Source organism: Polaribacter pacificus, assembly GCF_038024035.1.
GTDB lineage: Bacteria > Bacteroidota > Bacteroidia > Flavobacteriales > Flavobacteriaceae > Polaribacter > Polaribacter pacificus.
This window is the reverse complement of record NZ_CP150664.1, coordinates 1,927,515-1,953,374: the sequence shown is the minus strand read 5'-3', so window position 1 is coordinate 1,953,374 and position 25,860 is coordinate 1,927,515. Positions and strand designations below refer to the sequence as shown.

The 25,860-nt window shown below is 34.1% G+C and carries 22 protein-coding genes; 7 read left to right on the top strand and 15 right to left on the bottom strand.

The window, feature by feature from the left end; genetic code table 11:
* Positions 1–3: 3 nt before the first annotated feature.
* From rpmA to WHC90_RS08825, 3 genes are all read right to left on the bottom strand, one after another.
* A complete protein-coding gene (gene rpmA / locus WHC90_RS08835; protein WP_188598114.1) occupies positions 4–264 on the bottom strand; it encodes a 50S ribosomal protein L27 in 261 nt (86 codons plus the stop codon).
* A 26-nt stretch (positions 265–290) separates the two neighbouring features.
* Positions 291–794, bottom strand: a complete 504-nt coding sequence (rplU, locus tag WHC90_RS08830; RefSeq protein WP_188598113.1) for a 50S ribosomal protein L21 — start codon at positions 792–794, stop codon at positions 291–293.
* A 149-nt stretch (positions 795–943) separates the two neighbouring features.
* A complete protein-coding gene (locus WHC90_RS08825; protein ID WP_188598112.1) occupies positions 944–1,816 on the bottom strand; it encodes a DMT family transporter in 873 nt (290 codons plus the stop codon).
* A gap of 100 nt (positions 1,817–1,916) precedes the next feature.
* Between WHC90_RS08825 and WHC90_RS08820 the strand changes: the two genes are divergently transcribed.
* Both WHC90_RS08820 and WHC90_RS08815 read left to right on the top strand, forming a co-directional pair.
* Positions 1,917–2,285: a heavy-metal-associated domain-containing protein gene (locus WHC90_RS08820; RefSeq protein ID WP_188598111.1), complete on the top strand. Its 369-nt coding sequence runs from the start codon at positions 1,917–1,919 to the stop codon at positions 2,283–2,285.
* A gap of 13 nt (positions 2,286–2,298) precedes the next feature.
* A complete protein-coding gene (locus WHC90_RS08815; protein WP_188598110.1) occupies positions 2,299–3,342 on the top strand; it encodes a COX15/CtaA family protein in 1,044 nt (347 codons plus the stop codon).
* On the opposite strand, the gene WHC90_RS08810 is transcribed toward WHC90_RS08815, so the two are convergent.
* The 3 genes from WHC90_RS08810 to mutY are packed head-to-tail and all read right to left on the bottom strand — an operon-like array spanning position 3,339 to position 6,210.
* Positions 3,339–4,679, bottom strand: coding sequence for a gliding motility-associated protein GldE (locus tag WHC90_RS08810; RefSeq protein WP_188598109.1), 1,341 nt, complete (start codon positions 4,677–4,679; stop codon positions 3,339–3,341). The two genes, WHC90_RS08815 and WHC90_RS08810, sit on opposite strands and share 4 nt — an antisense overlap.
* Before the next feature lie 18 nt (positions 4,680–4,697).
* Positions 4,698–5,126, bottom strand: a complete 429-nt coding sequence (locus WHC90_RS08805) for a single-stranded DNA-binding protein (protein ID WP_188598108.1) — start codon at positions 5,124–5,126, stop codon at positions 4,698–4,700.
* A 31-nt stretch (positions 5,127–5,157) separates the two neighbouring features.
* Entirely contained in the window at positions 5,158–6,210 is a 1,053-nt protein-coding gene (mutY, locus tag WHC90_RS08800) for an A/G-specific adenine glycosylase (protein WP_188598107.1), read from the bottom strand.
* Between the two features lie 129 nt (positions 6,211–6,339).
* Here mutY and WHC90_RS08795 point away from each other — a divergent pair, with 129 nt between their 5' ends.
* Both WHC90_RS08795 and WHC90_RS08790 read left to right on the top strand, forming a co-directional pair.
* Positions 6,340–6,630 carry an HU family DNA-binding protein gene (locus tag WHC90_RS08795; protein ID WP_188598106.1) on the top strand — a complete coding sequence of 97 codons (291 nt, stop codon included), beginning with the start codon at positions 6,340–6,342 and terminating at the stop codon, positions 6,628–6,630.
* A 287-nt stretch (positions 6,631–6,917) separates the two neighbouring features.
* On the top strand, positions 6,918–8,453 hold the full coding sequence (locus WHC90_RS08790) for an Rne/Rng family ribonuclease (RefSeq protein WP_188598105.1): 1,536 nt from the start codon (positions 6,918–6,920) through the stop codon (positions 8,451–8,453).
* Between the two features lie 124 nt (positions 8,454–8,577).
* Here WHC90_RS08790 and WHC90_RS08785 read toward each other — a convergent pair whose 3' ends face one another.
* The 4 genes from WHC90_RS08785 to WHC90_RS08770 form a co-directional block, all read right to left on the bottom strand.
* Entirely contained in the window at positions 8,578–8,931 is a 354-nt protein-coding gene (locus WHC90_RS08785; RefSeq protein WP_188598104.1) for a toxin-antitoxin system YwqK family antitoxin, read from the bottom strand.
* A gap of 89 nt (positions 8,932–9,020) precedes the next feature.
* Entirely contained in the window at positions 9,021–11,204 is a 2,184-nt protein-coding gene (locus WHC90_RS08780; RefSeq protein ID WP_188598103.1) for a patatin-like phospholipase family protein, read from the bottom strand.
* Positions 11,201–12,997, bottom strand: a complete 1,797-nt coding sequence (uvrC, locus tag WHC90_RS08775; protein ID WP_188598102.1) for an excinuclease ABC subunit UvrC — start codon at positions 12,995–12,997, stop codon at positions 11,201–11,203. The genes WHC90_RS08780 and uvrC overlap by 4 nt, the downstream gene beginning before the upstream one ends.
* 53 nt (positions 12,998–13,050) lie before the next feature.
* On the bottom strand, positions 13,051–13,629 hold the full coding sequence (locus tag WHC90_RS08770; RefSeq protein WP_188598101.1) for a lipoprotein signal peptidase: 579 nt from the start codon (positions 13,627–13,629) through the stop codon (positions 13,051–13,053).
* Between the two features lie 209 nt (positions 13,630–13,838).
* Here WHC90_RS08770 and WHC90_RS08765 point away from each other — a divergent pair, with 209 nt between their 5' ends.
* Both WHC90_RS08765 and WHC90_RS08760 read left to right on the top strand, forming a co-directional pair.
* Positions 13,839–15,137, top strand: a complete 1,299-nt coding sequence (locus WHC90_RS08765; RefSeq protein ID WP_188598100.1) for a hypothetical protein — start codon at positions 13,839–13,841, stop codon at positions 15,135–15,137.
* Between the two features lie 4 nt (positions 15,138–15,141).
* On the top strand, positions 15,142–15,561 hold the full coding sequence (locus WHC90_RS08760; RefSeq protein WP_188598099.1) for a thiol-disulfide oxidoreductase DCC family protein: 420 nt from the start codon (positions 15,142–15,144) through the stop codon (positions 15,559–15,561).
* Positions 15,562–15,604: 43 nt separating this feature from the next.
* Here the strand turns inward: WHC90_RS08760 and WHC90_RS08755 are convergent, their stop codons facing one another.
* The 3 genes from WHC90_RS08755 to WHC90_RS08745 form a co-directional block, all read right to left on the bottom strand.
* Positions 15,605–15,982: a TraR/DksA family transcriptional regulator gene (locus tag WHC90_RS08755; protein WP_188598098.1), complete on the bottom strand. Its 378-nt coding sequence runs from the start codon at positions 15,980–15,982 to the stop codon at positions 15,605–15,607.
* 3 nt (positions 15,983–15,985) lie between these two features.
* On the bottom strand, positions 15,986–19,393 hold the full coding sequence (gene ileS / locus WHC90_RS08750) for an isoleucine--tRNA ligase (protein WP_188598097.1): 3,408 nt from the start codon (positions 19,391–19,393) through the stop codon (positions 15,986–15,988).
* Between the two features lie 181 nt (positions 19,394–19,574).
* Positions 19,575–20,318, bottom strand: a complete 744-nt coding sequence (locus WHC90_RS08745; RefSeq protein WP_188598096.1) for a TerB family tellurite resistance protein — start codon at positions 20,316–20,318, stop codon at positions 19,575–19,577.
* A 125-nt stretch (positions 20,319–20,443) separates the two neighbouring features.
* Here WHC90_RS08745 and WHC90_RS08740 point away from each other — a divergent pair, with 125 nt between their 5' ends.
* Complete coding sequence (locus WHC90_RS08740; protein WP_188598095.1) at positions 20,444–20,854, top strand: BrxA/BrxB family bacilliredoxin; 411 nt, start codon at positions 20,444–20,446, stop codon at positions 20,852–20,854.
* 160 nt (positions 20,855–21,014) lie between these two features.
* Here the strand turns inward: WHC90_RS08740 and WHC90_RS08735 are convergent, their stop codons facing one another.
* Together WHC90_RS08735 and WHC90_RS08730 are read right to left on the bottom strand one after the other, a co-directional pair.
* The gene (locus WHC90_RS08735) at positions 21,015–23,351 is read right to left on the bottom strand and encodes an ABC transporter permease (RefSeq protein ID WP_188598094.1); all 2,337 of its coding nucleotides are present in this window, start codon (positions 23,349–23,351) and stop codon (positions 21,015–21,017) included.
* Positions 23,352–23,436: 85 nt separating this feature from the next.
* Positions 23,437–25,860, bottom strand: a complete 2,424-nt coding sequence (locus WHC90_RS08730) for an ABC transporter permease (protein ID WP_188598093.1) — start codon at positions 25,858–25,860, stop codon at positions 23,437–23,439.

The window sequence follows — 25,860 nt, the reverse complement described above, 5'->3', positions numbered from 1 at the left end:
CTACTAAACCTCAAATGGGTCTACAGAAACATATGATTTATTATCTCTTTTCTTTTGAAATTGTACAACTCCATCAACTTTAGCATGTAAAGTATGGTCTTTCCCCATATATACATTCTCTCCTGGGTTGTGCGTGGTTCCTCTTTGACGAACAATGATATTTCCTGCAATTGCAGCTTGTCCTCCAAAAATTTTAACTCCTAGTCGTTTCGATTCTGATTCTCTACCATTCTTCGAACTACCTACTCCTTTTTTATGTGCCATGATTCTATGGTTTTAAAATTGGTTTCTTATTTAGTTAACGCTTCAATTAATTCTGCTTTCTTTAAAGAAGTATATCCAGAGATACCTTGTTCTTTAGCGGCAGCTTTTAATTCTGCAACAGTCATTGAGCTATAATCAACAGTAGCTGATTCTTTTACCTCAGCTTTAGGAGCTGCTTTTTTAGGAGCTGCTTCTTTTTTTGCTGTTTTTTTAGCACCAGTTGAAGCGATAGATTCAATTTGAATCTCGCTCAAATACTGACGATGTCCGTTTTTCTTTTTGTAACCTTTTCTACGTTTTTTCTTAAAAACGATTACTTTATCACCTTTAAGGTGACCTAAAATCTTAGCCGTTACTGCGGCTCCTTCTATAGCTGGGGCGCCAATAGTTACCGTTCCATTATCTGCTACTAAAAGAACATTATCAAAAGTTACTTTTGATCCTTCTTCTCCTTGTAAACGATGAACGTATACCTTTTGGTCTTTTGCTACTTTAAACTGCTGCCCTGCTATCTCTACGATTGCGTACATACTATTAGTTTTGCGTATTAATACTTTATGAATGCATCTTCTTAATGAAAATGCGGGTGCAAATATACATTTTTATTGTGAATTTACAATTTTTATAAAAAGTAATTTTTTCTGCCTCAAGCTTTTATAAAACTCAGAGAACAAATACCTTACTTAGCGGTATTGCTCAAATACACCCCAAACAATATAATACCTCCTGCTAAGAGCTGAGTCAAACTTAATTGCTCACCATCTAACATGCCCCACATCACAGCGACTATTGGAATAAGATAGGTAACAGAAGAAGCAAAAAGAGGATTGGCTAAGTGCACCATTTTATTGTATATCACCTTTGCGATACCGGTACCAAAAATCGCCAATATGGTAATATACCCTAACGAGTGTAACTGAGGAGTTTTCAATTCAAAGTCTGTAAAAAACCCTGTAGAAGCAAGTACGATTAACGCTGGTATAAATAAGATTAAAAAATTTCCAACCACAATGCTTAATGCACTTAAATCACTCAAATACTTCTTAACAATGTTTACATTAAAAGCATAGCCCACAGAGGCGATTACAATTAAAAAAGCAGAAGCATAATTTTGGTTTGGATGCAAATCAGCGCCGTTTAAAATTAGAAGAACAGTTCCTATCAATCCGATAAACACTCCAATTAATTGCCCCTTTTTAAAATGGAATCCAAAGACCCAAGCACCAAAGAGCAATGTATTAAATGGCGTTAGTGAATTAAGTATTGAAACGATAGAACTATCAATACCTTTAACCGCATAAGCGAATAAAAAAACAGGAAAAAAAGTACCAAATAGCGCAGTGGCAAGAATGTACTTCCAATGTTTTTTTTGAATCTTCTTTAGACTCTTAAATCCGATAAGAAATAAAAAAAGTGCTGCTATTACGATTCGCAAAGCACCTAACTGAATTGGACTTAGGCTTATAAGCGCTTTTTTCATCAAAATAAAAGAGCTACCCCACACCAATGCTAGGATACTTAAATATAACCATTTTTGATAGGCTACTTTCATACTATATGCTATTTAAGACAGTGCAAAAATCGCTCAAAAATACCGTTTTAAAGCAATTTATTAATAACTTTGTACTATCTTAAAATAACTTCTTTCAATTATGAAAATTCACAAACTAGTTTTTGCTGTTTTACTTGCAACTAGCACACTTATTTCTTGTAAATCAGAAACACAAAATACCAACGAAGTCCTTGTTCAAAAAGAACCTAATCCAAAAAAAATAGCTTTAGCTATTTCTGGAATGACCTGTGAAATTGGCTGCGCAAAAACCATCCAATCAAAACTTTCAAAAATGGCGGGAATTACCAATGCTAAAGTAATCTTTACAGACAGTTTAGGTCTTGTAGAATATGATGCAAACCAAATATCTGCCAAAGAAATTGAAACCTTTGTCAATGGAATCGCTGGTGGTGATTTGTACACTGTAAAAGAGGTTAAAGAAGTTCTAGAAGAAACTCCGGGTAAATAAAAATCAGCTGATTTTGAAAAAACGCTTCCCTTTATTTGTTAAGATTGCTCTTATATCAGTCTATGTTATTTTTTTAGCAGGCTCTGTTGTTCGTATGACTGGCTCTGGGATGGGCTGCCCTGATTGGCCAAAGTGTTTTGGCTATTATATTCCACCCACCTCTGAAGATCAGATTACCTGGAAACCAGATGCAGCATACAACAAAGGCATGATTATCATTAAGGATAAGGCACTTTTTGTCGCTCAAAAAAGATTGACTTCTGGTGCCAATTTTAATTTAAATAACTGGGAAAAATACACCAAACACAATTACGCAAGCTTTAACAAATATCACACCTGGACAGAATACATTAACCGATTAACTTCTGTACTTGCTGGGTTTGCTTTTGTTTTTTTACTTATTAGCGCTTGGGCTTACAGAAAAGAAAACAAAGAAATAGTCGCGCTTTCTTTCTTGGCCTTTTTCTTAATGCTCGTGCAAGCATGGCTAGGAAAAACAGTCGTAGATTCGAATCTAAAACCTACCATTATTACCATACACATGGTCGGTGGATTAGTAATTATTGGAATCTTACTGCGTTTGATGTATATCTCCGCAACAACGTTGAGTTCAAAACCTAAAAAAGCACATCCTTACCATTCTTTATTTAATAAATTACTTATTATCTCTGTCGTTTTCTCTTTGATACAGATTGCGTTGGGAACTCAGGTACGTCAATTTATAGATGAGCAGGTTAAATTATTTGGTTTTGAGAATAAAAATTACAGCCTGTTAAATCCAAACTTTAAGTTTTACTTTCACCGATCATTTACCATCGCCATAATAGCAGTAAATCTTGGATTGTTTTATATCAATCAGGTTAAAAATCTAGGCTACTCTTTAGTTAATTGGATTCTAGGCTTACTCTTCTTAGAAACTTTAACTGGGATCTTAATGTATTATGCTTCCTTCCCTTTAGGAACACAAGCAACTCATTTACTAGCAGGAGCTGTTTTATTTGGATTGCAATGTTATTTGTGGCTACAAAGCAGAAAGGCAAAAGAGATTGGCGCCTAAACTTTAGTAGGTGTTCGAGTGACTTTTACCTGCTTGATGCGTTTTCTATCTAGAACCTCTATGGTAAATAAAAAGTTAAGAAAGCTAATTTTCTCTCCCTTTTTAGGGAACCTTCCGTAAACTTCTAAGATAAAACCAGCCAAGGTTTCTGACTCTCCTTTTTCTTCTTCAAAAACAGATTCATCCTTAACATGCATCACCTTACAAAAATCTTTGATGGTGGTTTTCCCTTCAAAAACATAATTGTTTTCATCCAATTTAGAGTACGATAGATCTTCATCATCAAACTCATCGTTAATATCCCCAACAATCTCCTCTATAACATCTTCTAAGGTAACAATTCCACTAGTACCACCATACTCATCAACAACAATTGCTAAGTGATTTTTCTTGTCTTGAAACTCGCTGAGCAAATCATCTAATTTTTTGTTTTCAGGGACAAAAAATGGATCTCTTTGCAGGTCTTGCCATTTAAGTTTTGTTTTATCTAAATGAGCTAACAAATCTTTGGCGTACAAAACCCCTGTAATATTATCAATAGAATTCTTGTATACTGGGTTTCTTGAATACCCATTTTTTAAAATTTTAGCCAAGACTTCTTCATAGGGTTCTTCATCAGAAATGGCAAAAATATCAATCCGAGGCTTCATTATTTGCACCGTTTCTGTATTTCCAAAAGAGACAATTCCTTTTAATATTTTTTGCTCATCTTTACTAGAACCATTGTCTGAGGTAAGCTCTAGTGCCTGTGATAATTTCTCTACAGAAAAATCATGACTTCGATCTCCCAATCTGTTTTCTACAATCTTTGTAAGCCTTATTAGAGGCAAGCTTAAAGGACTTAAAACAACATTAAGTGCCTTAATTGGTTTTGACATTAGTAGCGCAAACTTCAAGGAGTTTCTGGTGGCATAGACCTTTGGCAAGACCTCTCCAAACAAAAGAATTAAAAAGGTAACCAGAACAACTTCTATTAAAAAGCGAACTGAAACCTCAAAGAAATAGAGGTTTAGATTGTAATTAATCTCAGAGAAGAGAATTCCTCCAAGATTTGCAAATAACAAAACAATTAAGATATTAATAAAGTTATTTGTAATTAAAATGGTTGCTAATAGTTTCTTAGGTCTTTGCAACAATCGAATAACAAGACTCTCGCCTTTTGTTTCTTCGGCATGCTTGTCTAAAACAGTTTGTGAAAGAGAGAAAAAAGCAACTTCGGTCCCCGAAATTAAAGCAGAACAAATTAATAAAAGTACCAATCCGATACTGTCAAAAGTTAGCAACCAATCAATGCTAAATGCAATCGTTAAAAATATACTCGCGGGTTCTGGGTCCAATTCTAAAGGTTTTTAAATCTAAAATGGCAGGTCGTCATTTTCTTGGCTATCGGATGGATTGCTAGAAGAATTCGGCTGCTGTTGGTTCTGTGATTCTGGTTTTGTTGTTTCTTTTTTAGTGCTTAAAAAAGTCATATCGACAACATGAATTTCTGTGGTGTATTTTTTCTGGCCATCTTGCTCCCATTGTCTTGTTTTGATCCGGCCTTCACAATAAACTTTATCGCCTTTGCTAAGGTATTTTTCACAAATCTCGGCCAACTTATTTCTAACGACCACATTGTGCCATTCTGTGTTGGTTACTTTTTCTCCAGTTTGTTTGTTAGTAAAACTTTCATTGGTCGCTATTGGAAACCGACCAATCGAATTTCCACCTTCAAAATAGTGCATCTTAACTTCATCTCCTAAATGCCCTATAAGCATCACTTTGTTCAATGTTCCAGCCATAACTTATCTGTTTTTCAACCTATCAAATGTACTAAAAATATCCATTTAAAGTATCCAACTCTTCTAAAAAATTAGCAATCAATACAGGTACAGGATACTTTTGAAGTGTATCCCATGAGATTTCTGCATCCTTATGCTCATCTAATTTTACCAGCCAAAATTTGGTATGCAAATGTTGGTGTGAAAGTTTGTGTACAGTATCTTCTTTGTTAAACAACACAATTTTTGCTTCTTCTTTAATGTATTTTTTAAATTCAGCAGCATAAACCAGCTCTGATTCTTCTACAGAATTCGTAGTTTCTACAAGTGGAAACTCATAGAGTCCTTGCCAAATTCCCTTGCCTTTTCTTTCTGTAAATACGGTCTTATTTTCTTTGGTAAGCAGCACCAAATAATTAAAATAACGCTGCTTAACTTTGGTCTTTTTTTCTTTAACTGGTAACTCTTTTACCGTATTGGTTGTAAAAGCTACACAGCTGTTTTGGAGCGGACAACTAGTGCACAAAGGGTTTTGTGGCTTGCAGTGTAAGGCTCCAAAATCCATAATTGCCTGGTTAAACGTTCCTGGTTGTTTAGGGTCTATTAACTCTTGCGCTAGCGCTTTAAATTCTTTAATCCCCAAGCTCGAGTTTATGGCCGTTTGCCTTCCAAAATGTCGCGCTAAAACTCTGTATACATTACCATCAACTACTGCCTCTGGATGTTCGTAACAAATGGAGGCAATTGCAGAAGCTGTATAATCACCAACTCCTTTTAGTTTTTTTAAATCTGTATAGTTATCTGGAAAAATGCCATTTAAATCAGAAGCAATGTATTGGGCGGTTGCATGTAAATTTCTTGCTCTTGAATAATATCCCAATCCTTGCCATAATTTGAGTACCTTTGACTCGGATGCATTTGCCAAATCGAAAACAGTTGGAAATTCTTTGGTAAAAACCAAATAGTATGACAAGCCTTGTTGAACTCTAGTTTGCTGTAACATGATTTCAGAAAGCCAAATAAAATATGGATTTCGTGTTTTTCGCCAAGGTAAATCTCGATCGTTTTGTAAATACCAGAATATTAATTTATTAGAAAAAGTCATGTAAATGATTATTCTCGCAAAATTACATCATAATATTCACATAATTTTAGGTGTTTAACTTTTTGAAATAGATTAATTATCATATATTTGCACCCGCAATTTTGAAAATAAACAAACAAATATAGTAACATGACGAAAGCAGATATCGTATCAAAAATTTCGGATAAATCTGGAATAGAAAAGACAGATGTTTTGGCGACAGTTGAAGCATTTATGAATGAGGTTAAAGATGCATTGGAAAATGGAGATAATGTATACCTAAGAGGTTTTGGTAGTTTTATTATCAAAACAAGAGCAGAAAAAACAGGTAGAAATATTTCTAAAAACACAACGATCAAGATTCCTGCTCACAACATTCCTGCTTTTAAACCAGCAAAAACTTTTACTGAAGGAGTAAAAAATAACGTATTAGTAAAATAATATAACATTATTAATCAAAACCTTAATTGGTTTTTAAAACACTTTAATTATGCCAAGTGGTAAAAAAAGAAAGAGAGCAAAAATCTCTACGCACAAACGTAAGAAAAGAGCAAGAGCAAACAGACATAAGAAAAAGTAAGCATCCGCTTACTTTTTCTTATTTGCTTTAAAAAAAGCTCACAAGTTCATTGACAAGAAGTTTAAACACTTCATACAGGCAAAACCCTGTACATTATTTTAACCATCTACACTGGCATTTCGCCGTGTAGTTTAAAACCAACTTCAGAATGAAAACAGAATTAATTATTCGTTCAAATTCTTCTGATATTGATTTTGCCTTACTAAGAGATGGTAAACTTATTGAATTAAATAAAGAGACAAACGATAACAAGTTTTCTGTAGGCGATATTTTTCTCGCCAAAGTAGGAAAAGTGTTGTCGGGCTTAAATGCTGCTTTTGTAAATGTAGGCTATCCTAAAGATGGCTTTTTGCACTATCATGATTTAGGTGCACAGGTAAACTCTTTAAACACATTCCTTAAGAAAGTAAGCACAGGTAATTACAAAGAATTCACACTCAAAAATTTCCGTTTTGAAAACGACATTGACAAAAACGGAAGCATAAATGATGTCATTAAAACAGGACAGAATTTATTAGTACAAATTGTAAAAGAACCCATATCTACTAAAGGACCACGTTTGAGTTCTGAGCTTTCAATAGCTGGTAGGTATTTAGTTTTAGTTCCTTTTTCTAATCGAGTTTCTGTCTCACAAAAAATAGAAGATTCCAAAGAAAAAGAACGTTTAAAAAGATTAGCTCAAAGCATCAAGCCTAAAGGTTTTGGTGTTATTTTAAGAACTGTTGCTGAAGGAAAAAAGGTAGCAGAACTTGATAGAGATTTACAAAACTCATTAGAACGTTGGAAGAGTATGTGCAAAAGCATTACTAATAAAAACACACCAACCAAAATTTTAAGTGAGTTAAACAGAGCATCTTCTATTTTAAGAGATGTTATGAATGATTCTTTTACAAATATTGTTACCAACGATGAAACGTTGTATGTAGAAATTAAAGAATATTTACAAGAAATCAATCCTGAAAAGGAGAAAATTGTAAAATTACACGATTCTAGTACTCCCATTTTCGAAAAATATGGGATAGAGCGTCAAATTAAAACTTCTTTCGGTAAAACAACCTCAATGAGCAAAGGAGCTTATTTAGTGATTGAACACACCGAAGCATTACATGTTATAGACGTAAATAGTGGTAACAGATCAAACAAAGCTAATTCACAAGAGGATACAGCCCTAGAGGTTAACTTAATTGCTGCAAAAGAGATTGCCAGACAATTACAGTTACGAGATATGGGTGGAATTATCGTAGTGGATTTCATCGATATGCAAAGTGCAGAAAATAGACAAAAGCTGTACCAATGCTTAAAAGATGAAATGTCTTATGATAGGACCAAGCACAAGATCCTACCTCCAAGTAAATTTGGACTGGTTCAGATAACCAGACAAAGAGTGAGGCCAGAATTAGAAATTAAAACACGTGAGCCCAACCCCAATAAAAATGGAGAAGTTGAAGCCCCTATTGTTTTAATTGATAAAATTGAAGCTGATCTAGAAAAATTAATTTCTAGTGGTAAAGACTTAAAGGATATAACGATAAACGCACATCCTTTTATTGCATCATACCTTAAACAAGGTGTAACATCTATTCGTTTTAGATGGTTTTTAAAATACAAAAAGTGGATTCGAGTATTACCAAGAGATGCTTATCAGTACTTACAATTTAAATTTGAATATAAGAAAAGTAAGTAAGGCAATAAATATCAAAAACTAGAAACCGCATCCAATAGATGCGGTTTTTTTTATGCAAAATTTTGAGCATAAAAAACCCCGACCAAAAGGTCGAGGTTTATAAATCTTTATTTTAGTGTATCCCTTAATCGTTATTTAGGGCCAATACAGTTTCTCTATCAATGCTCTTAACACTTACAATCACATTCTTTTGAAAGTTAATTTCTTTAATAAGATTTCCCTTTAAAGAAAACCATCTTCCAACTTTATTTCCTTCTTTGTATTGAGCGATCATGGTTTTGTTTCCTTGTTGATCAAACTGAACCCATTGACCAGTAAGCTTTTTATCTTTAAAGAAGCCTTGCTCTTTTACAGAACCATCTTCATAAAAATAGGTTGCCTTGACCAAATCTCCTGCTTTTTCAAATACTGGACTTTTTTCTTGAGCGTATGTAAATGCAACTGCAAATACTAAAATTAAGGTGGCTATTTTTTTCATGTTCTGTATATTTAATGTTAACAACTGACACAAATATAGCATTTTTTTACAATAAAAAAACATTTTGGTAACATTAAATTAACATTGGGCTAAAACCAGAAACCCAAATTAAAATACCAATAATGGTTTTTTGTATCTGGAGACCAAGAGTATTTTAAGTCTATCGGGCCTAAAAAAGTTTTTAAACTATACCCTACTGCATAACCTGATTTTGTGTCTTGAAAGAAATCTCCATTTTTAAAAACACTGCTTGCAACCCGTGCGTAATTAGCTAAAAAACTGACATAGTGGTTTTTTAATAATTGATATCTAAAATTAAATGTAGACTTAACAAAAGCCTGATCTGATAAACTTTTAATATCATATCCGTAGAGTGGAGTAAAGTTGTTAATGAAATTTTGATTGTATCCACCCAAAGAAAAATCAAAAACCTCTGAAGCAACCTTACCTAAGGTAAACCCAGCATCAGAAACATACTCAAAACTAAATTTAGGTGATAAGCTCTTAACAAAACCTAGCTTTCCTTTAATTTGGGAAAACTGAACAAAGTTATTAAGGTAGTCAGAAGACCAAAAGTACCAGGTGTATTTTGCGTCTAGATAAAACCCTTTGGTTGGGAAATTTTTATCGTCATAGGTATCTAAATTTAGATACGAAATTGCATTAAAGTAATGACTGTTGTCAAAAATTATTGGTTGATTGTTGGCGCCGGTAACATTTTTTGAACTGTATTTTAGTTTTTTATATTCAAGGCCAATTCCTATAGCAAACTTCCTATCAAAAGTTGTTTGCATATAGGCATTACTAGTAAAATCAGTAAATTGAACATTCATAGAATTAAGTAGAGGGTCATCTATAGCAATATTGGTATTAAAGCTATTGTATCTACTAGAAAACCCATAACTGTAATAAAAACCATTATCCACAAAAAAGTCTAGGTTAAACCTAGGAGAATCACCTATGATAAAATCAAGTGTTAACTCATCATTTTTAACCAATAGGTTTTTATGGGTATAATTAACTAGTACAGCAGATTCATAAAGCAAATCATAATGGATTCCGAGTTTGATATTGGCTTTTTGGGTGCTCTCTTTTACTTTTAGCTCTAACTTTTTTCCTCGATCCGTATTTTGCAAATTAAAATCGATTCGCTGAAAATTATTGGTCGATGACAAATAGTTGATTTTATCTGAAATTGCTTTTGCGGTAATAGAATCACCTTCAGAAATTTTCATCGCTCCTAAAACAAAAGCTCTTGTATAATTTTCATTCCCTGATATCTCTATTTTATCTAAAAGAAATTTAACGCGTTTGGTTTTTATTTGAGGGATGGGCTTCCTAACTTTTTGCAAAGCAGCAATACTATCAAAAGTTTTGGAGTGTAAATCGGCGGCTAATCTTCCTTGTTCTAAAATACTTTTAGAGTCTTCAAAAGACACCACAGAATAATCAGTTACTTGAGGCCTAACGTATACATCTACTTCTTTAGATTGCTCTGAAGATTTTTTGTACATCTGATAACTGGTTACCTGATTGAGCACATCTAATACAGAGTTTATATCTTCTTTGTTGTATAATTTTCCTTGAACATCTACACCAATAATAATATCAACTCCTTTGCTTTTAAGAATATCCACAGGGAAATTATTTGAAACACCTCCATCGATCAACAACTTGCCATCAATTTCAACGGGGTTTAATAAAGTAGGGAAAGATCCACTGGCTCTTAACGCCAAGGCTAGTGACCCCTTATTAATAACCACCTCTTCTCCAGTTTCAACATCAGTTGCAATACAGAAAAAAGGAATAGGTAATTTAGAAAAATCTGTGATAGAATCTACAGGAGATAAAAGATAGGAAAGGAAATTTAATACATTTTGTCCTTTTGAAACTCCTTTTGGCAGTCCAATTTTACCTTTGTTTACTGGTAAAACTACTGCGTGTTTTTCTCCGTGTTGTTTTTCGAAAAGTGTTTTTGTTCTTCGTGGGTTTTTATCTTGCAACAAGGCATAAAAATCAGTGTCCAGAATAATTTTCTCTATTTGACTAGCAGAATAACCCGCTGAATACAAACCTCCGATAATAGCACCCATACTAGTACCTCCAATATAATCGATCTGAATTCCGGCTTTTTCAATGGCTTTTAAAACACCAATATGAGCAAAGCCTTTAGCTCCACCTCCACTAAGAACCAAGCCTACTTTTGGCTGTCTTTCTTGACTAAAAACGGAAAGAGTTCCTATTAAAAAAAAGAGGATGCATTTCTTAATCATATTGAAGCTGCTTTAAAATAATCGATAATTTTCTGAGCCCTAGCGGCTCCGATTTCTGCCTTAAGTTCTTCAAATGTAGCGCTTTTAACTCTTTTTGCTGATTTAAATTTTCGCAATAAAACTGTTATGGTTTGGTTACCAATGCTTGGAATCTGCTCTAACTCTGATTGGATAGCGCTTTTACTTCTTTTATTTCTATGAAAAGTAATTCCAAATCTGTGGGCCTCATTTCTCAAAAACTGAATGATCTTAAGACTCTCTGATTTTTTATCCAAATACAATGGAATTGGATCTTCTGGATAGTAAATTTCTTCGAGCCTTTTGGCAATTCCGATAATGGCAATCCTACCTCGTAAACCCAATAAATCTAAGCTTTTTAATGCCGACGATAGCTGTCCTTTTCCGCCATCAATAACAACTAACTGAGGCAATGGCTCATTCTCTGCCAATAAGCGCTTATATCGCCTAAAAACAACCTCTTCCATCGAGGCAAAATCATCTGGACCTTCTACTGTTTTTATATTGTAGTGCCTGTAGTCTTTCTTGCTGGGTTTCCCATCTTTAAAAACCACACAGGCAGCCACAGGATGTGTTCCTTGAATGTTTGAATTGTCAAAACACTCAATATGTCTAGGGGGTGAAGAAAGGCGCAAATCTTTTTGCATCTGAGCCATTATTCTCTTAACATGCCTATCTGGATCCACAATTTTTATTTGCTTAAATCGATCTTGTCTGTAATACCGAGCATTTCTGATAGAAAGCTCTACAATTCTTTTTTTATCTCCCAGTTTAGGAACTGTTACTTTAATATCACCGCCAAGGTCTACCTTAAAAGGGGTGTAAATTTCTTTGGATTGAGAGTGAAATCGCTGACGGATCTCTACAATTGCCAGTTCTAAAAGTTCTTTATCTGTTTCGTCTAATTTCTTTTTTATTTCTGAAGTATGCGATTGTATGATAGCCCCATTGGCTATTTTAAAAAAATTGACATAGGCATAGCTTTCATCAGAAATTACAGAAAACACATCTACATTGGTAATGCTCGGATTTACCACCGTAGATTTTGATTGATAATTGGCCAAGAGATCTATCTTCTCTTTAATTTTATGTGCCTCTTCAAACTCCATTCGCCCAGCAAAGGTTTGCATCAACTCAGAAAACTTCTCTAGGGATTCTTTAAAATTCCCTTTGATAATATTCCGAATGGCTTCTATGTCTGTTAAATAGTTCTCCTCGGTTTGTAAGTTTTCACAGGGCGCCTTGCAGTTGCCTAAATGATATTCTAAACAAACCTTGTATTTGTGATTGCTAATATTGGTTTTGCTTAGATCATAGGCACAAGTTCTTAAGGTATAGAGCTCTTTGATAAGATCAAGCAGGGCCTTTACCGTTCTAACAGAAGTGTATGGTCCAAAATATTCAGACCCATCTTTAATGACGTTTCTGGTAAGAAAAATTCTGGGAAACCGCTCTTTTTTTATGCAAATCCAAGGATAGGTTTTATCATCCTTGAGCATGACATTGTACTTTGGCTGGTACTTTTTAATAAGATTGTTTTCTAATAAAAGTGCATCGGTCTCCGTGTTGACAACTATGTGCTTGATAGATGCAATTTTTTTAACCAAAACCCTAGTTTTACCATTGTCTTGTTGTTTGTTAAAATAAGAAGCTACGCGTTTTTTTAAATTTTTGGCTTTACCAACATACAAAATAAGCCCTTCTTTATCATAATACTGATAAACTCCAGGAGAGTCTGGCAGGGTTTTTACTTGAATTTCTAAAGCTGTTGGCATCTTACGAAAATACCATTTTTTTGCCAGTAAATTTGAAACCTAAGGCTGATTTTCTATTTTTCAGTTTCTTTTGGGAACGCTTGTTTGTTAAATAAAAACAACAGAATAACACCTATGGTAATAAACGAGTCTGCTCCATTAAAAATAGCGTTAAAAAAGGTAAAGTTTTCACCTTCATAGATAGGGAAATACAACATATCAACAACCCTTCCGTGCATAAGTTCTCCATAAGGATTCTCTGCAAATAAGGTGGCTACCCCATAAGCTGGCGCGTCAAAAATAACTCCGTAAAATACAGAATCAATGATGTTTCCTACAGCGCCAGAAAACACCAATGCAATAGCGATAATGACAGCGGTATGGGTATTTTTTTTGATACTGCTAATCAGCCAGTACAGAATTCCAAAAACAGCGAATATTCTAAAAATTGTCAAAAATAACTTGCCTGATTTTCCTCCAAACTCAAAGCCCCAGGCCATTCCGTTGTTTTCTGTAAAATGAAGTAAAAACCAATTAGAAAACACAGTCACTTCTTCACCGATAGAAAAATGAGTTTTTACATAAATTTTAGACGCTTGATCTATAAGTAGTGCTAAAAAAATGGTGAGGATGGCTATATTTCTTTTTGACATGTATCTGCTTAATTATTTTGTCAAAAATAAGAATATTATTAAGATTCTTCTTTCTTTTTATGGCGAGTGTTTTTTCTGGGCATTAAAACCAATAAAATTAACAACTACTTTACAACAAAGTATAAAATAAAGTTAATGTCTCTACTATTCTCAATTATTTAATAAATCTATAGTACTTTAGTTTTACCAAACTCAATAACCCACTAACTATGAACACTATAAGCCCGTCAGAAAACACCCATTGGTCTTTTTTAAAAAAAATAAGTTTCCGTTTTTTCTTTAGTTATTTCTCATTGTTTATCCTATTACAAAACAATGGTGCTTATCCATATTTTGGGTTTATTGGTAATTTTTTTAAAAACCTGTTCTACAATTTTGTTCCCGGGATTGGAAAAACCTTCTTTGGAATTGAGGTTAAAATTCCAACAGGACCTTCTGGAAGTGGAGATACTACCTATGATTATGTGTTGGTATTTAGCATTGCTTTGATAGCAATTTTTAGCACGCTTATTTGGAGTTTGATTGACAAAAAATCAAAGAATTACCTTAAAATGTACTATTGGTTGAGCCTTTCATTGCGATTGTATGTTGGATTAATGCTTATCAATTACGGACTGGTCAAAGTAATTCAATTGCAATTTTCACCACCGAGTTTCTCGCGATTAACGCAAACTTTTGGAGAAGCCTCTCCAATGGGTCTGGCATGGACTTTTTTAGGATTTTCAAAAGGCTATAACCTCTTTATGGGACTTGCAGAAGTGGCAGCCGTTTTGTTATTATTTAGAAGAACACTCACTTTTGGTCTAATCATTACACTTATGACGACTGCCAATGTAATGGCTGTAAATTATTTTTACGATGTACCTGTAAAGTTATTATCCACCCATTTATTTTTGATGGCTGCCTTTTTGTTTGCACGTGATTTTAATAAAGCATGGCAATTTTTCTTTTTTAGAAAACCTGTTTCTTTAACCAGCATCTACCAGCCTCCATTTAAAAAAGGCTTTAAGATTTTCTTAATCGCTGCTAAAATTTTGCTTCTCAGCTATGTATTGGGTTATGGAACCATAAATGCAATGGCCTCTAAAGAACGCTCTATACAAGCAAAGGCCGCACTTCCTTTAAGAGGTTTGTATGAAATAGAAGAAGTGAGCATTCAAAAAGGTAAGGAAATATCAGATTCACCGACAGAAATTAACGGGTGGAAAAACTTGCTCATAGATCATAAAGAATATGCGCTAATCCAATATAAAAATGGAGAAAAACTTTGGTTTACTGTAAAAATTGACAGTCTTGCGAAAAGTTTACAGCTAAAAAGTACCTCTGCAGATTTAAAAGAATATACTTTTACCTATCATGAAGGGGTGGACGGTGATTTTTACCTCAACGGTCTCTATAATAAAGATACAATTTCAATTAAAACGAAACGAACCCTAGATTATAGAGAGAAATTTTTACTAACTAACCGAGGTTTTCATTGGATCAATGAAGTCCCATTTAACAGATAAGCAAATGCTACCAATACTACCAGAGGGAACACAATTAATTCTTTTTGATGGAGTTTGCAATCTTTGTAACAGCTCTGTACAATACGTGCTTGGCAAGGACACAAAGCAACGCTTTCTCTTTACCTCATTACAGGGAGAAACTGGACAAGCCATTTTAGCACATTTTAAAGTAGATGTGGCAAAAATGGACTCTATTATTCTGTATACCTCAGACAAAAAAATATTTTACAAATCAACAGCAGCACTTAAAATAGCCTCAAGACTGGGTTTTCCTACCAATCTTTTGACGCCTTTTTTAATTTTGCCTGCAGGACTCAGAAACATCGTCTATGATTATATTGCAAGAAACAGGTATGCTTGGTACGGCAAAAAAGAAGCCTGTTATATTCCGACACCTCAACTAAAGGCACGATTTTTACCTTAAAAATAACCCATAAAAAAAGCAGCGAAACTCGCTGCTTTTTTATTTATTGTTTTCTTTTGGCTTCGATGCTTAAGGTAGCATGCGGAACCAATTTTAAACGTTCTTTTTGGATCAAGTTTCCGGTAACTCTACAAACTCCATAAGTTTTGTTTTCTATACGTAACAAAGCATTCTTTAAATCACGGATAAACTTTTCTTGACGAATAGCCAATTGCACATTGGCTTCTTTGCTCATAGTGTCTGAACCTTCTTCAAACGACTTAAAGGTAGGAGAAGTGTCATCGGTGTCATTATTAGCTCCGTTTTTATAAGAACTTTCCAAGAGCGCTAGATCTTCTTCTGCTCTAGCGATTTTTTTTAAGATGATTTCTTTAAACTCTTGTAAGTCTGCATCTGAGTATCTAATTTTATTCTCTGTCATTGCTTACATTTTTTGGATTATAATTTTACTTTTTATATCATCAAACTCAATATCTGTACCATTCTCTAAAGTACTAACAAAATTGAGTTCTTTGGTAAGTGTTTCACTCATGATATAGTCTTTATTTTCCAGCACTGCTGCCTCTAAGTTTTCAAACTTTAAAACAGTCAATTGTATTTTGTCTGTAACCTCAAGACCAGAATCTTTACGCAAATTTTGAATTCTATTGACCAATTCTCTAGCAATTCCTTCTTTTCGTAAATCTTCAGAAATATGCACATCCAAAGCGACTGTTAATCCAGCAGCATTTGCTACCAACCAACCTTCAATGTCTTTTGATGAGATTTCTACATCTGAGGTTTCCAAATTTATACTTTTTCCGGCAATTTGTATCATCAAATTTCCATCTTTTTCTATTTTGATGATGTCATCCTGCGAAAATTGTTGAATTGCTTTAGAAATTAGGCCCATGTCTTTTCCAAATTTTGGTCCTAAAGTTTTAAAGTTCGGTTTAATTTGCTTGACCAAGATGCCAGAAGCATCATCTAACAATTCTATTTCTTTAACGTTTACCTCGTGTTTAATTAACTGAGAAACGGCTAAAATTTCTTCTTTTTGTTGAGCGTCCAATACAGGAATCATTATTTTCTGTAATGGCTGACGAACTTTGATTTTTTCTTTGGCTCTTAATGACAAGACCAATGAAGAGATAATCTGGGCGTTCTCCATTTTTCTCTCTAAAGATGCATCTACAAAAGCAGCATCATACACTGGGAAATCTGCTAAGTGCACACTCTCAAAAGTTTCTTTGCCCGTTACGCTGGTTAAATCTTTATACAAACGATCCATAAAGAATGGCGCAACCGGTGCCGATAATTTGGCTACCGTTAACATACACGTGTAGAGTGTTTGATATGCAGAAATTTTATCTTGCTCATACTCTCCTTTCCAAAAACGTCTTCTACACAAACGAACATACCAGTTACTCAATAATTCTTGAACAAAATCAGAAATAGCTCTCGTGGCTTTTGTTGGCTCGTAGTCTCCATAAAATCCATCAACACGCGCAATCAAAGAGTGCAATTCTGATAAAATCCAACGATCAATTTCTGGACGTTCTTCTAATGGAATATCTGCTTCTTTATAAGAGAACTTATCGATATTGGCATAAAGCGTAAAAAACGAATAAGTATTGTAAAGCGTCCCGAAAAATTTTCGAGAGACCTCTGCAATCCCATCCACATCAAACTTTAAATTATCCCAAGGATTGGCATTGCTAATCATATACCAACGTGTGGCATCCGCGCCATAGGTTTTTAAGGTTTCAAAAGGATCTGTGGCGTTGCCTAAGCGCTTCGACATTTTTTGACCATTTTTATCTAAAACCAAACCGTTTGAAACTACATTTTTATAGGCTACAGAATCAAAAACCATGGTTCCGATTGCATGCAATGTATAAAACCAGCCTCTTGTCTGATCTACACCTTCGGCGATAAAATCAGCTGGATAAAATTCTTTATTGTCTATTAATTCTTTATTTTCAAATGGATAATGCCATTGTGCGTAAGGCATCGACCCAGAATCAAACCAGACATCAATTAAATCACTTTCGCGTTTCATCGGTTTACCTGATTTAGAAACCAAAACGATCTGATCTACAATGTTTTTGTGTAAATCAATGGTATCATAGTTTTCTTCAGACATGTTTCCTACCTCAAAATCAGCAAAAATATCTTCTTTTAACAGGCCTGCACTAATGGCTTTTGCCATTTCAGATTTCAATTCTGCTACAGAACCGATCATGATTTCTTCTTTGCCATCTTCGGTTCTCCAAATTGGCAATGGGATTCCCCAGTAACGAGAACGTGAAAGATTCCAATCATTGGCATTTTTTAACCAATTTCCAAAGCGTCCTGTCCCTGTAGATTCTGGTTTCCAATTAATGGTTTCATTTAATTCATGCATTCGATCTTTTACATCGGTCACTTTGATAAACCAAGAATCTAATGGGTAGTATAAGATTGGCTTATCAGTTCTCCAACAATTTGGATAACTGTGCACATACTTCTCAACCTTAAAGGCTTTATTTTCTGTTTTTAATTTGATGGCTAATTCTACATCTACAGATTTCTCTGGTGCTTCACCATCAGCATAATATTCATTTTTTACATATTTCCCGGCAAACTCACCCAACTCTGGTCTAAATTTTCCTTGTAGATCTACCAATGGAACTGGATTTCCGTTGTCATCTAAAACCAATAAAGGTGGGATTTCTGGACTCGCTTGTTTGGCAACCAAGGCATCATCAGCACCAAATGTGGGTGCAGTATGTACGATACCGGTTCCGTCTTCTGTGGTTACAAAATCTCCTGAAATTACTCGAAAAGCATTTTCTGGATTTTCATAAGGCAAGGCGTATTTTAATAACTGCTCGTATTTTATTCCGACTAAATCTTTCCCTTTAAATTCGTTTAAAATCAAATATGGAATTTGTTTGTCTGCTTCTGTGTAGCTTTTTAAATCGGCTACATCTTTAACTTGATTAAACTTTTTTCCAGCAAATTGTTTTGCAACTAAGCTTTTAGCCAACACCACTTTTATCGGCTCAAAAGTATACTGATTAAAAGTTTCAACTAGCACATAGTCAATTTTTGGCCCAACGGTTAATGCAGTATTGCTGGGCAGGGTCCAAGGTGTTGTTGTCCATGCTAAAAAGTGTACATCGCCATCAACTTGTAAAAATTCTGGCAGGCTGTCTTTTATCGTTTTAAATTGCGCGACAACAGTCGTATCTGTAACATCTTGATAGGTTCCAGGCTGGTTTAACTCATGTGAACTTAAACCTGTTCCTGCTTTTGGAGAATAGGGCTGAATGGTATAGCCCTTGTACAATAAATTCTTATTGTAAATCTGCTTTAACAACCACCAAACACTCTCCATATACTTAGATTTGTAAGTAATATATGGATCTTCCATATCTACCCAATATCCAATTTTATTGGTCATATCATTCCAGATATCCGTATAGCGCATCACCGCTTTTTTACAAGCTTCATTATAGGCTTCTACAGATATTTTGGTTCCGATATCTTCTTTGGTGATTCCCAATTCTTTTTCTACACCCAACTCAATTGGAAGACCGTGAGTATCCCATCCTGCTTTACGCTTTACCTGAAAACCTTTCATGGTTTTATAGCGTGGAAAAATATCTTTAATAGAACGAGCTAATACGTGATGAACTCCTGGCAACCCATTGGCTGATGGAGGCCCTTCAAAAAACACAAACGGTTTGTTTCCTTCTCGAGAGCTAATGCTCTTTTCAAAGATGTTTTCTGTGTTCCAATAATCTAAGATTTCTTCGGCAACTTTTGGTAGGTCAAGTCCTTTATACTCAGTAAATTTCGTGCTCATTTTTTCCTGCTCTTTAATCAATGTGCGAAATTACATATTTTCTTGTAATTTTTGATAAATGAAGGGCTAAAGTTGCAAAGGTTCAAAAGGACAAAGTTGCCAAGGGAGAATGGCGCAGCCTTACAGCGGTTCTAACCTATAAAGTATACGATTGAGAACTTGCAATACAGACGATGCTTTTCTAATTCATTCCTCGCTCTTTCTTTAATTTTTCGTAGGCATTTTGAATCTGTAAAAATTTATCCTGTGCGCCTTTTAAATGCTCTTCTCCTAAATCTTGCAGCTTGTCTGGATGGTATTTTTTAGCCATTTTTCGGTAGGCTTTTTTAAGCTCATCATTGGTGGCATCTTTGGTGATTTCTAAAATCTTATAGGCATTGTCAGAGCTGTCAAAAAACATGGCCTTGATCGATTCAAAATCATGTGGATTGATGTTTAAATACCCTGCTATTTTTTTAATTTCTATAACCTCAACTTCTGTAACGTGCTCATCTGATTTGGCTATCCCAAACAAAAAGTGAAGCAATTGCAATCGAGAAGCATGTGGCATATGCTGTCTTATTTGCATACAAACTTGGTAAGAAGACACTTGTTCTTTGATGATGCCTTTAAACAAACGAAATGCATTGTTTGCACGATCCTTGCCGTACATGCCTACAAACTGAGTTCTTACATAATCGAGTTCTCGTTGATCTACCTTTCCATCAGCCTTTATCACAACAGAGGCCAAAACCAATAAACTTATTTCAAAATCTCCCGATTGCGTTCCTGCAGAACGACCTCTGGCAGACTGTGCTTCTTTAAGTATGTCTTCTTTGCTAAATCCATCTACAAAACTTCCTACTGCAAACCCAATGATGCTCCCGATTGGCCCACCTAAGGTAAAACCCAATCCTGCTCCTAACCATTTGGTAAAATTTCCCATTTTTATCTTTTTAAGGTGTCAAATATAGGCATAAAAACCTGATCTAAAAGTTAACGCTTTGTTAGATTCTTAGACTTTTAAATCCTAATTTTTATCTGTACCTTTGTAGCTTAAAATTTTAAATTATGTATCCAGAAGAATTAGTAAAACCAATGCGTGATGAATTGATCAACGCTGGTTTTGAAGCTTTATATACTGCTGAAGATGTAGACAATGCATTGGCAAAAGAAGGAACAACCTTAGTTATGGTAAATTCTGTTTGTGGTTGTGCAGCAGGTACTGCTAGACCTGGAGCGATTGCTTCATTAGGCGCAGACAAAAGACCTACAAATTTAACAACTGTTTTTGCAGGTGTAGAAAAAGAATCGACTCAAAAAGCAAGAGAACATATGATTCCTTTTCCTCCATCATCACCAGCCATTGCCTTGTTTAAGGATGGGAACTTGGTTCACATGCTAGAGCGTCACCATATTGAAGGACGTTCTGCACAGATGATTGCGCAAAACTTAGCACAAGCTTACGACGAATTTTGTTAAACTTCCTATCCTAAATCTTTTCCTTTGGAAAGTGTTTTTAAGTAGAAATAATAAGATCTAAAAACCACGCAACCTGCGTGGTTTTTTTTTGGAATATTACACCTACCTGCGATAGGCAGATCGAGAACTTCTCTCTTCTCTTTTCTCTTCTCTCACCAAACTAATCGTCTCGCAAAGCCTTCACCGGATTCTGCGTAGCTGCCTTATAGGTTTGCCAACTTACCGCAAGCAATGAAATCACTAAAACAATCAAACCAGACAGTGCAAAAACCCACCAACTCAATACCGTTTTAAAAGCAAAATTTTGAAGCCATTTTTGCATGATGATATAGCTAACGGGAACTGCAAATACAAAAGCAATACCCACCCAAAACACAAAACTTTTATTGAGCATTTTTAGAATTTGTAAGGTGGTTGCTCCATTTATTTTACGAATACCTATTTCTTTGGTGCGGTTTTGGGTTACGTAGACACTTGTAGCAATTAAGCCTAGAACTGAAATCGTTATAACAATAAACGCAAAGAATATCAAAAGGTTTTTAAAGTTTGTCTCCTTTTCATAAATTTTTGCATAATCTACACTCAAAACATCTGAAGAAATATCCTTGAATTCAACAAGTAAATTCTTTTGAAAAATGTCATACTCCTTTTTAAACGCATCAATATTTATTTTGTCAATATTTAATATAAAACCATTAACTTTAATGTTAAATGTGCCGACAACAATAGGCTCCATTGGGTTATAGAGTGGCATGTTATGAACGTCTTTAAACACTCCTATGATTTCTGCTTTGTGATTATTAAAGTAAGAATTTTGAATTATAGTACCTATCGGGTTTTTTAAGTTTGCCTGTTTTATAAACTTTTCATTTACGACAACCTCACCTATACTCTCACTATCAATGATTCCTGGTAATTTTCTTAGCACGGAGCCTTGTAGTATAGTTAGCTGATGTGTTTTTTCATATTTGGGATACCCCAATTTAATATTTGCTTTTATTGTTGTATTTGTGTTTACTATTTTTATATCCTTAAGGTCAGGCACCTCGTAAAACAACCTCTTACCCCTAGTAAACTCATTTACTTTTGCATTCTTCTCTAAGAAATCTTCTATTTCTTTATCCTTACGCATTGTATTATTAATAGTGTAAATATCTTCATTATCAAAACCAAGATCTTTGGCTTGGATAAAGTTGATTTGCTTATTAACAAATAATGCTACACAGATTATAGAAACAAACAAAACCAATTGAAATCCAATTAACATTGGTACATTCGTATTTGTCTTTTTTGTAGCTCCTTTTGTGAATTTAGTTATATTCCTTTTCAATACTAAAAACTCAATACTCGAGGTTAGTGTAGCAATGAAAACTAAAAAGAGAAAATAATTAACTAGAATAGAAATATCGTTGGCGTAAGAAAATTTATGAGTGAAGCCTAAAAGGGATTTTATAAAATCACTAAACAAAGGATATGTTAGTAAGGTAAATACAAAACAGATAAAAATGTTTAACAATGATTCTACTAAAAGCTGATAAAACAGAATTAATCTTGTTGCGCCTAAATATCGTTTTGCTTTAAACTCCTTTATTCGACTAAGGTTGAGTCCTAAGCTCATTACTACATAATTAATGGATGCTAAAAACAAAAGCAGCAGGGAAACTATAAATAAAATATCTGCAAATTGCTTAGATCCTTTAATCTTCTGGTATGCAACTTCTTCTGAATTTAAATAAACATTCTTTAGTTTTTGAAGCTCAAAACTATTGTCTTTAAAAGACAAGATTTTATCTAGCTTGGCTATAGCCTTTTCAATAAATTCTTTTTGACTTATTAAATTAGGCATAAATAAGTAGGCGGTAACCTCAGGACCTCCTTCCCAAATGGATTTACGTTTTGCAAAAGGCAAGAAAAAATCACCAACTATTGTAGACTCCTTAGGAATATTTTGCATTACGGCAATAACAATAAAAGATTGAGGAATCTTTTGATTAAACTGAGTAGCTTCTATAGTTTGACCAACAGGATTTTCATTGCCAAAAAGCTTGGTGGCTATTTTTTTTGAAATAACAATATGGTTAACTTTATTGTCAAAAGAAGCAGTACTTCCGTTAATTATGGGAAAATTGAGCAACTCAAAAAACGATTTGTCTACTTTATTAAAAACTTGCCATTCCTCTTCAGAAATATTTTTTACTTTAAAACTATTACCTGTAATTCTAATATAATCGACTACTTCTGGAAACTCTTCTTTTAAAAATTCAGCCATTCCAATAAAAACCATCTCAGACTTAAATGTCTGTTCGGTATTTAAAACCCGGTACAAATCTTCTTTATTTTCCTGAAAAGCATCAACACTGTACTCTTTTTGTACAAAAAAATAGATATGAAAACTCGCAATAATAGCAATGCTCATCCCCAAAATGGTAATTGCATAAATCTTGTAGTTTCGTACAATTCTTCTTAAGTATTCTTTTATGATTTTAAATAGATACATCTAAATTTTGTTTTTTTAATACCATATTATTTTTGTCAGTTCTCTTTTCTATTTTCTATTCTCTCTTTTCTCTTCTCTCACCAAACTAATCATCCCGCAAAGCCTTCACCGGATTCTGCGTAGCTGCCTTGTAGGTTTGCCAACTCACTGCTAGCAATGAAATTAATAAAACCAACAAACCAGACAGTGCAAAAACCCACCAACTCAATGCCGTTTTAAAAGCAAAATTTTGCAGCCATTTTTGCATGATGATATAGCTAATAGGCACGGCAAATACAAAGGCAATAGCGACCCAAAACACAAAAGTCTTGTTGAGCATTTTTAAAACCTCTAAAATAGTTGCTCCGTTGATCTTGCGAACCCCAATTTCTTTGGTGCGGTTTTGAGTGATGAATAAACTAATGGCAAAAAGACCTAGTACAGCTATAACCAATACAATACCTGTAAACAATTGCAAGAGGTTTTTTAATTGCACCTCTTTTTTATAGACCTCTTTATAATCAAATTCATGGATGTAATTTTGATACACTGCTTTGCTAAGCTCAAATTTTTCAAAAAAGGCATACAAATCATTTAACAATTCTTTTTTAAATGTCGGATTGTATGCTATTTGATATTTGTTTGAGCTAAAGGAAAAATCAAAGCCTAAAATTGTTGGTTGAATTGGATTGTACAACGGCGTATTATAGGTGTTCTTAAAAACACCTACTATTTTGTAATCCCTATTCGAAATTAGAGTCCCTATTGGGTTTTTTAAGTTGGCTTTTCTAACAAATTCTTCATTGACAATCACCTCAACTATGTCCATTTTTTTACGCTCATCCCAATCAAAAAGAGTTTTATATGTTAAAAAGGGTTGAAAATTTCTTCCTTGTACAAGCTCTATTCCGTGTGTTTTAACATAATTTCCATCTCCTTGAATAATAGTTGCACTTATTTTTTGCTTTTCTGTCCCTACTTCGTATTCATCCAATCGAAATTCTGTCCGAAACAATTCTTCGCCTTGTGAAAATGAAGCGACATAACTTTTACTCGCTAATAAATCTCTAATGGCTTCATTCTCTCTGTTTGGGTAGATAGAAATGATGTTTTCTGGATTAAACCCTAAATCTTTGTTTTGTAAAAACGTGTTTTGCTTTTGCACTATAATGGCACAACAGATAATTGTAATAAATAAAAATAATTGAAGTCCAATAAGCCCTTTGATGATAGCGCTAATCGAAAAATTTATTTTTTTAGCACCTTTCGTACTCGCAAAAATTGCACTGTATAAAATAAGGTATTGTAATAATCCCGTCATAAAAGCAATACATACAAGAATGGCAAAAAAGGATAAGACGATACCTATATCTGTTATATAGTTTAATTGGTAAGTGAAATCTAGCAGGCTTGCAACACTATCACTAAACAACGGATAGGTAAGTAAGGCAATCACAAAACAGAGGCTTACATTGATTATTGACTCAAGACTTAATTGCCCTAATATATTCAACTTACTAGCCCCTAAGTAACGCCTTGATTGAAACTCTTTTGCTCGGTTTAGGTTCAATCCTAAATTCATAATTATATAATTGGTTGTTGCTAAGAGTAGGGTTAAGAACCCAATTAACCACAACACGTTTACAAATTGTCTTGATCCTTTTAAAACTTGACGATCTACATCTTCAGAATCAAAATAAATAGCATCTAGTCGTTGGATCGAAAATTTCTGATCACCTTCTTTTTGGTGAAATTTAACAGGATTGTTTAAATTATAATTTTCAAGGAACAACTTTGAAATTTGGGTTTCAAAAGCTGCCTTATTTTGTAAATCTGGGACCTGTAGATACAATTCAGGGAAAGAAGAGTTCCATCCAACCTCAAAATCATCTTTATACACCTGTGTAAAAAAAGCGATATTAATAAAAGAATCACCTTGGATGGTGGAGGTCTTTGGGATGTCTTTTAGCACCCCAACAACCTCTAATTGCCAACTTTCAATGGCCTTTGTTCTAAAATTTTCTTTAGAAATATTTAAAACCTTTCCTATCGGGTTTTGATTTAAAAACAATTCGTTTGCTTTCTTTTCGGATAAAACAACCCCATTCGGTTTATTTTTAAAATCCAAAACATTTCCTTGTTTTAAAGGGAAGCTAAAAAGTTCAAAAAAAGCAGGATCAGTCATTTGAAAAAGTGTCTCTGTTTTTTGGCCATCTTGAGAAAGTACAAATCGATCGGTCAATACTCTTACATAGTTCTTTACCCCTGGGATTTTTTCTTTGATTTTTTGACCAAAAGGCATTACGTTGCTTTTTTGGCGAAGATTACTGTACTTACCAGTACTAAGAACCCGATACACATCTTTTTTATGTTCATGAAAAGCATCAACACTGTACTCTTTGGCTACAAAAAAATAGATATGAAAACTCGCAATAATAGCAATGCTCATTCCTAAAATGGTGATTGCATAGATTTTGTAGTTTCGTACAATTCTTCGCAGGTATTCTTTTATGATTTTAAATAGATACAT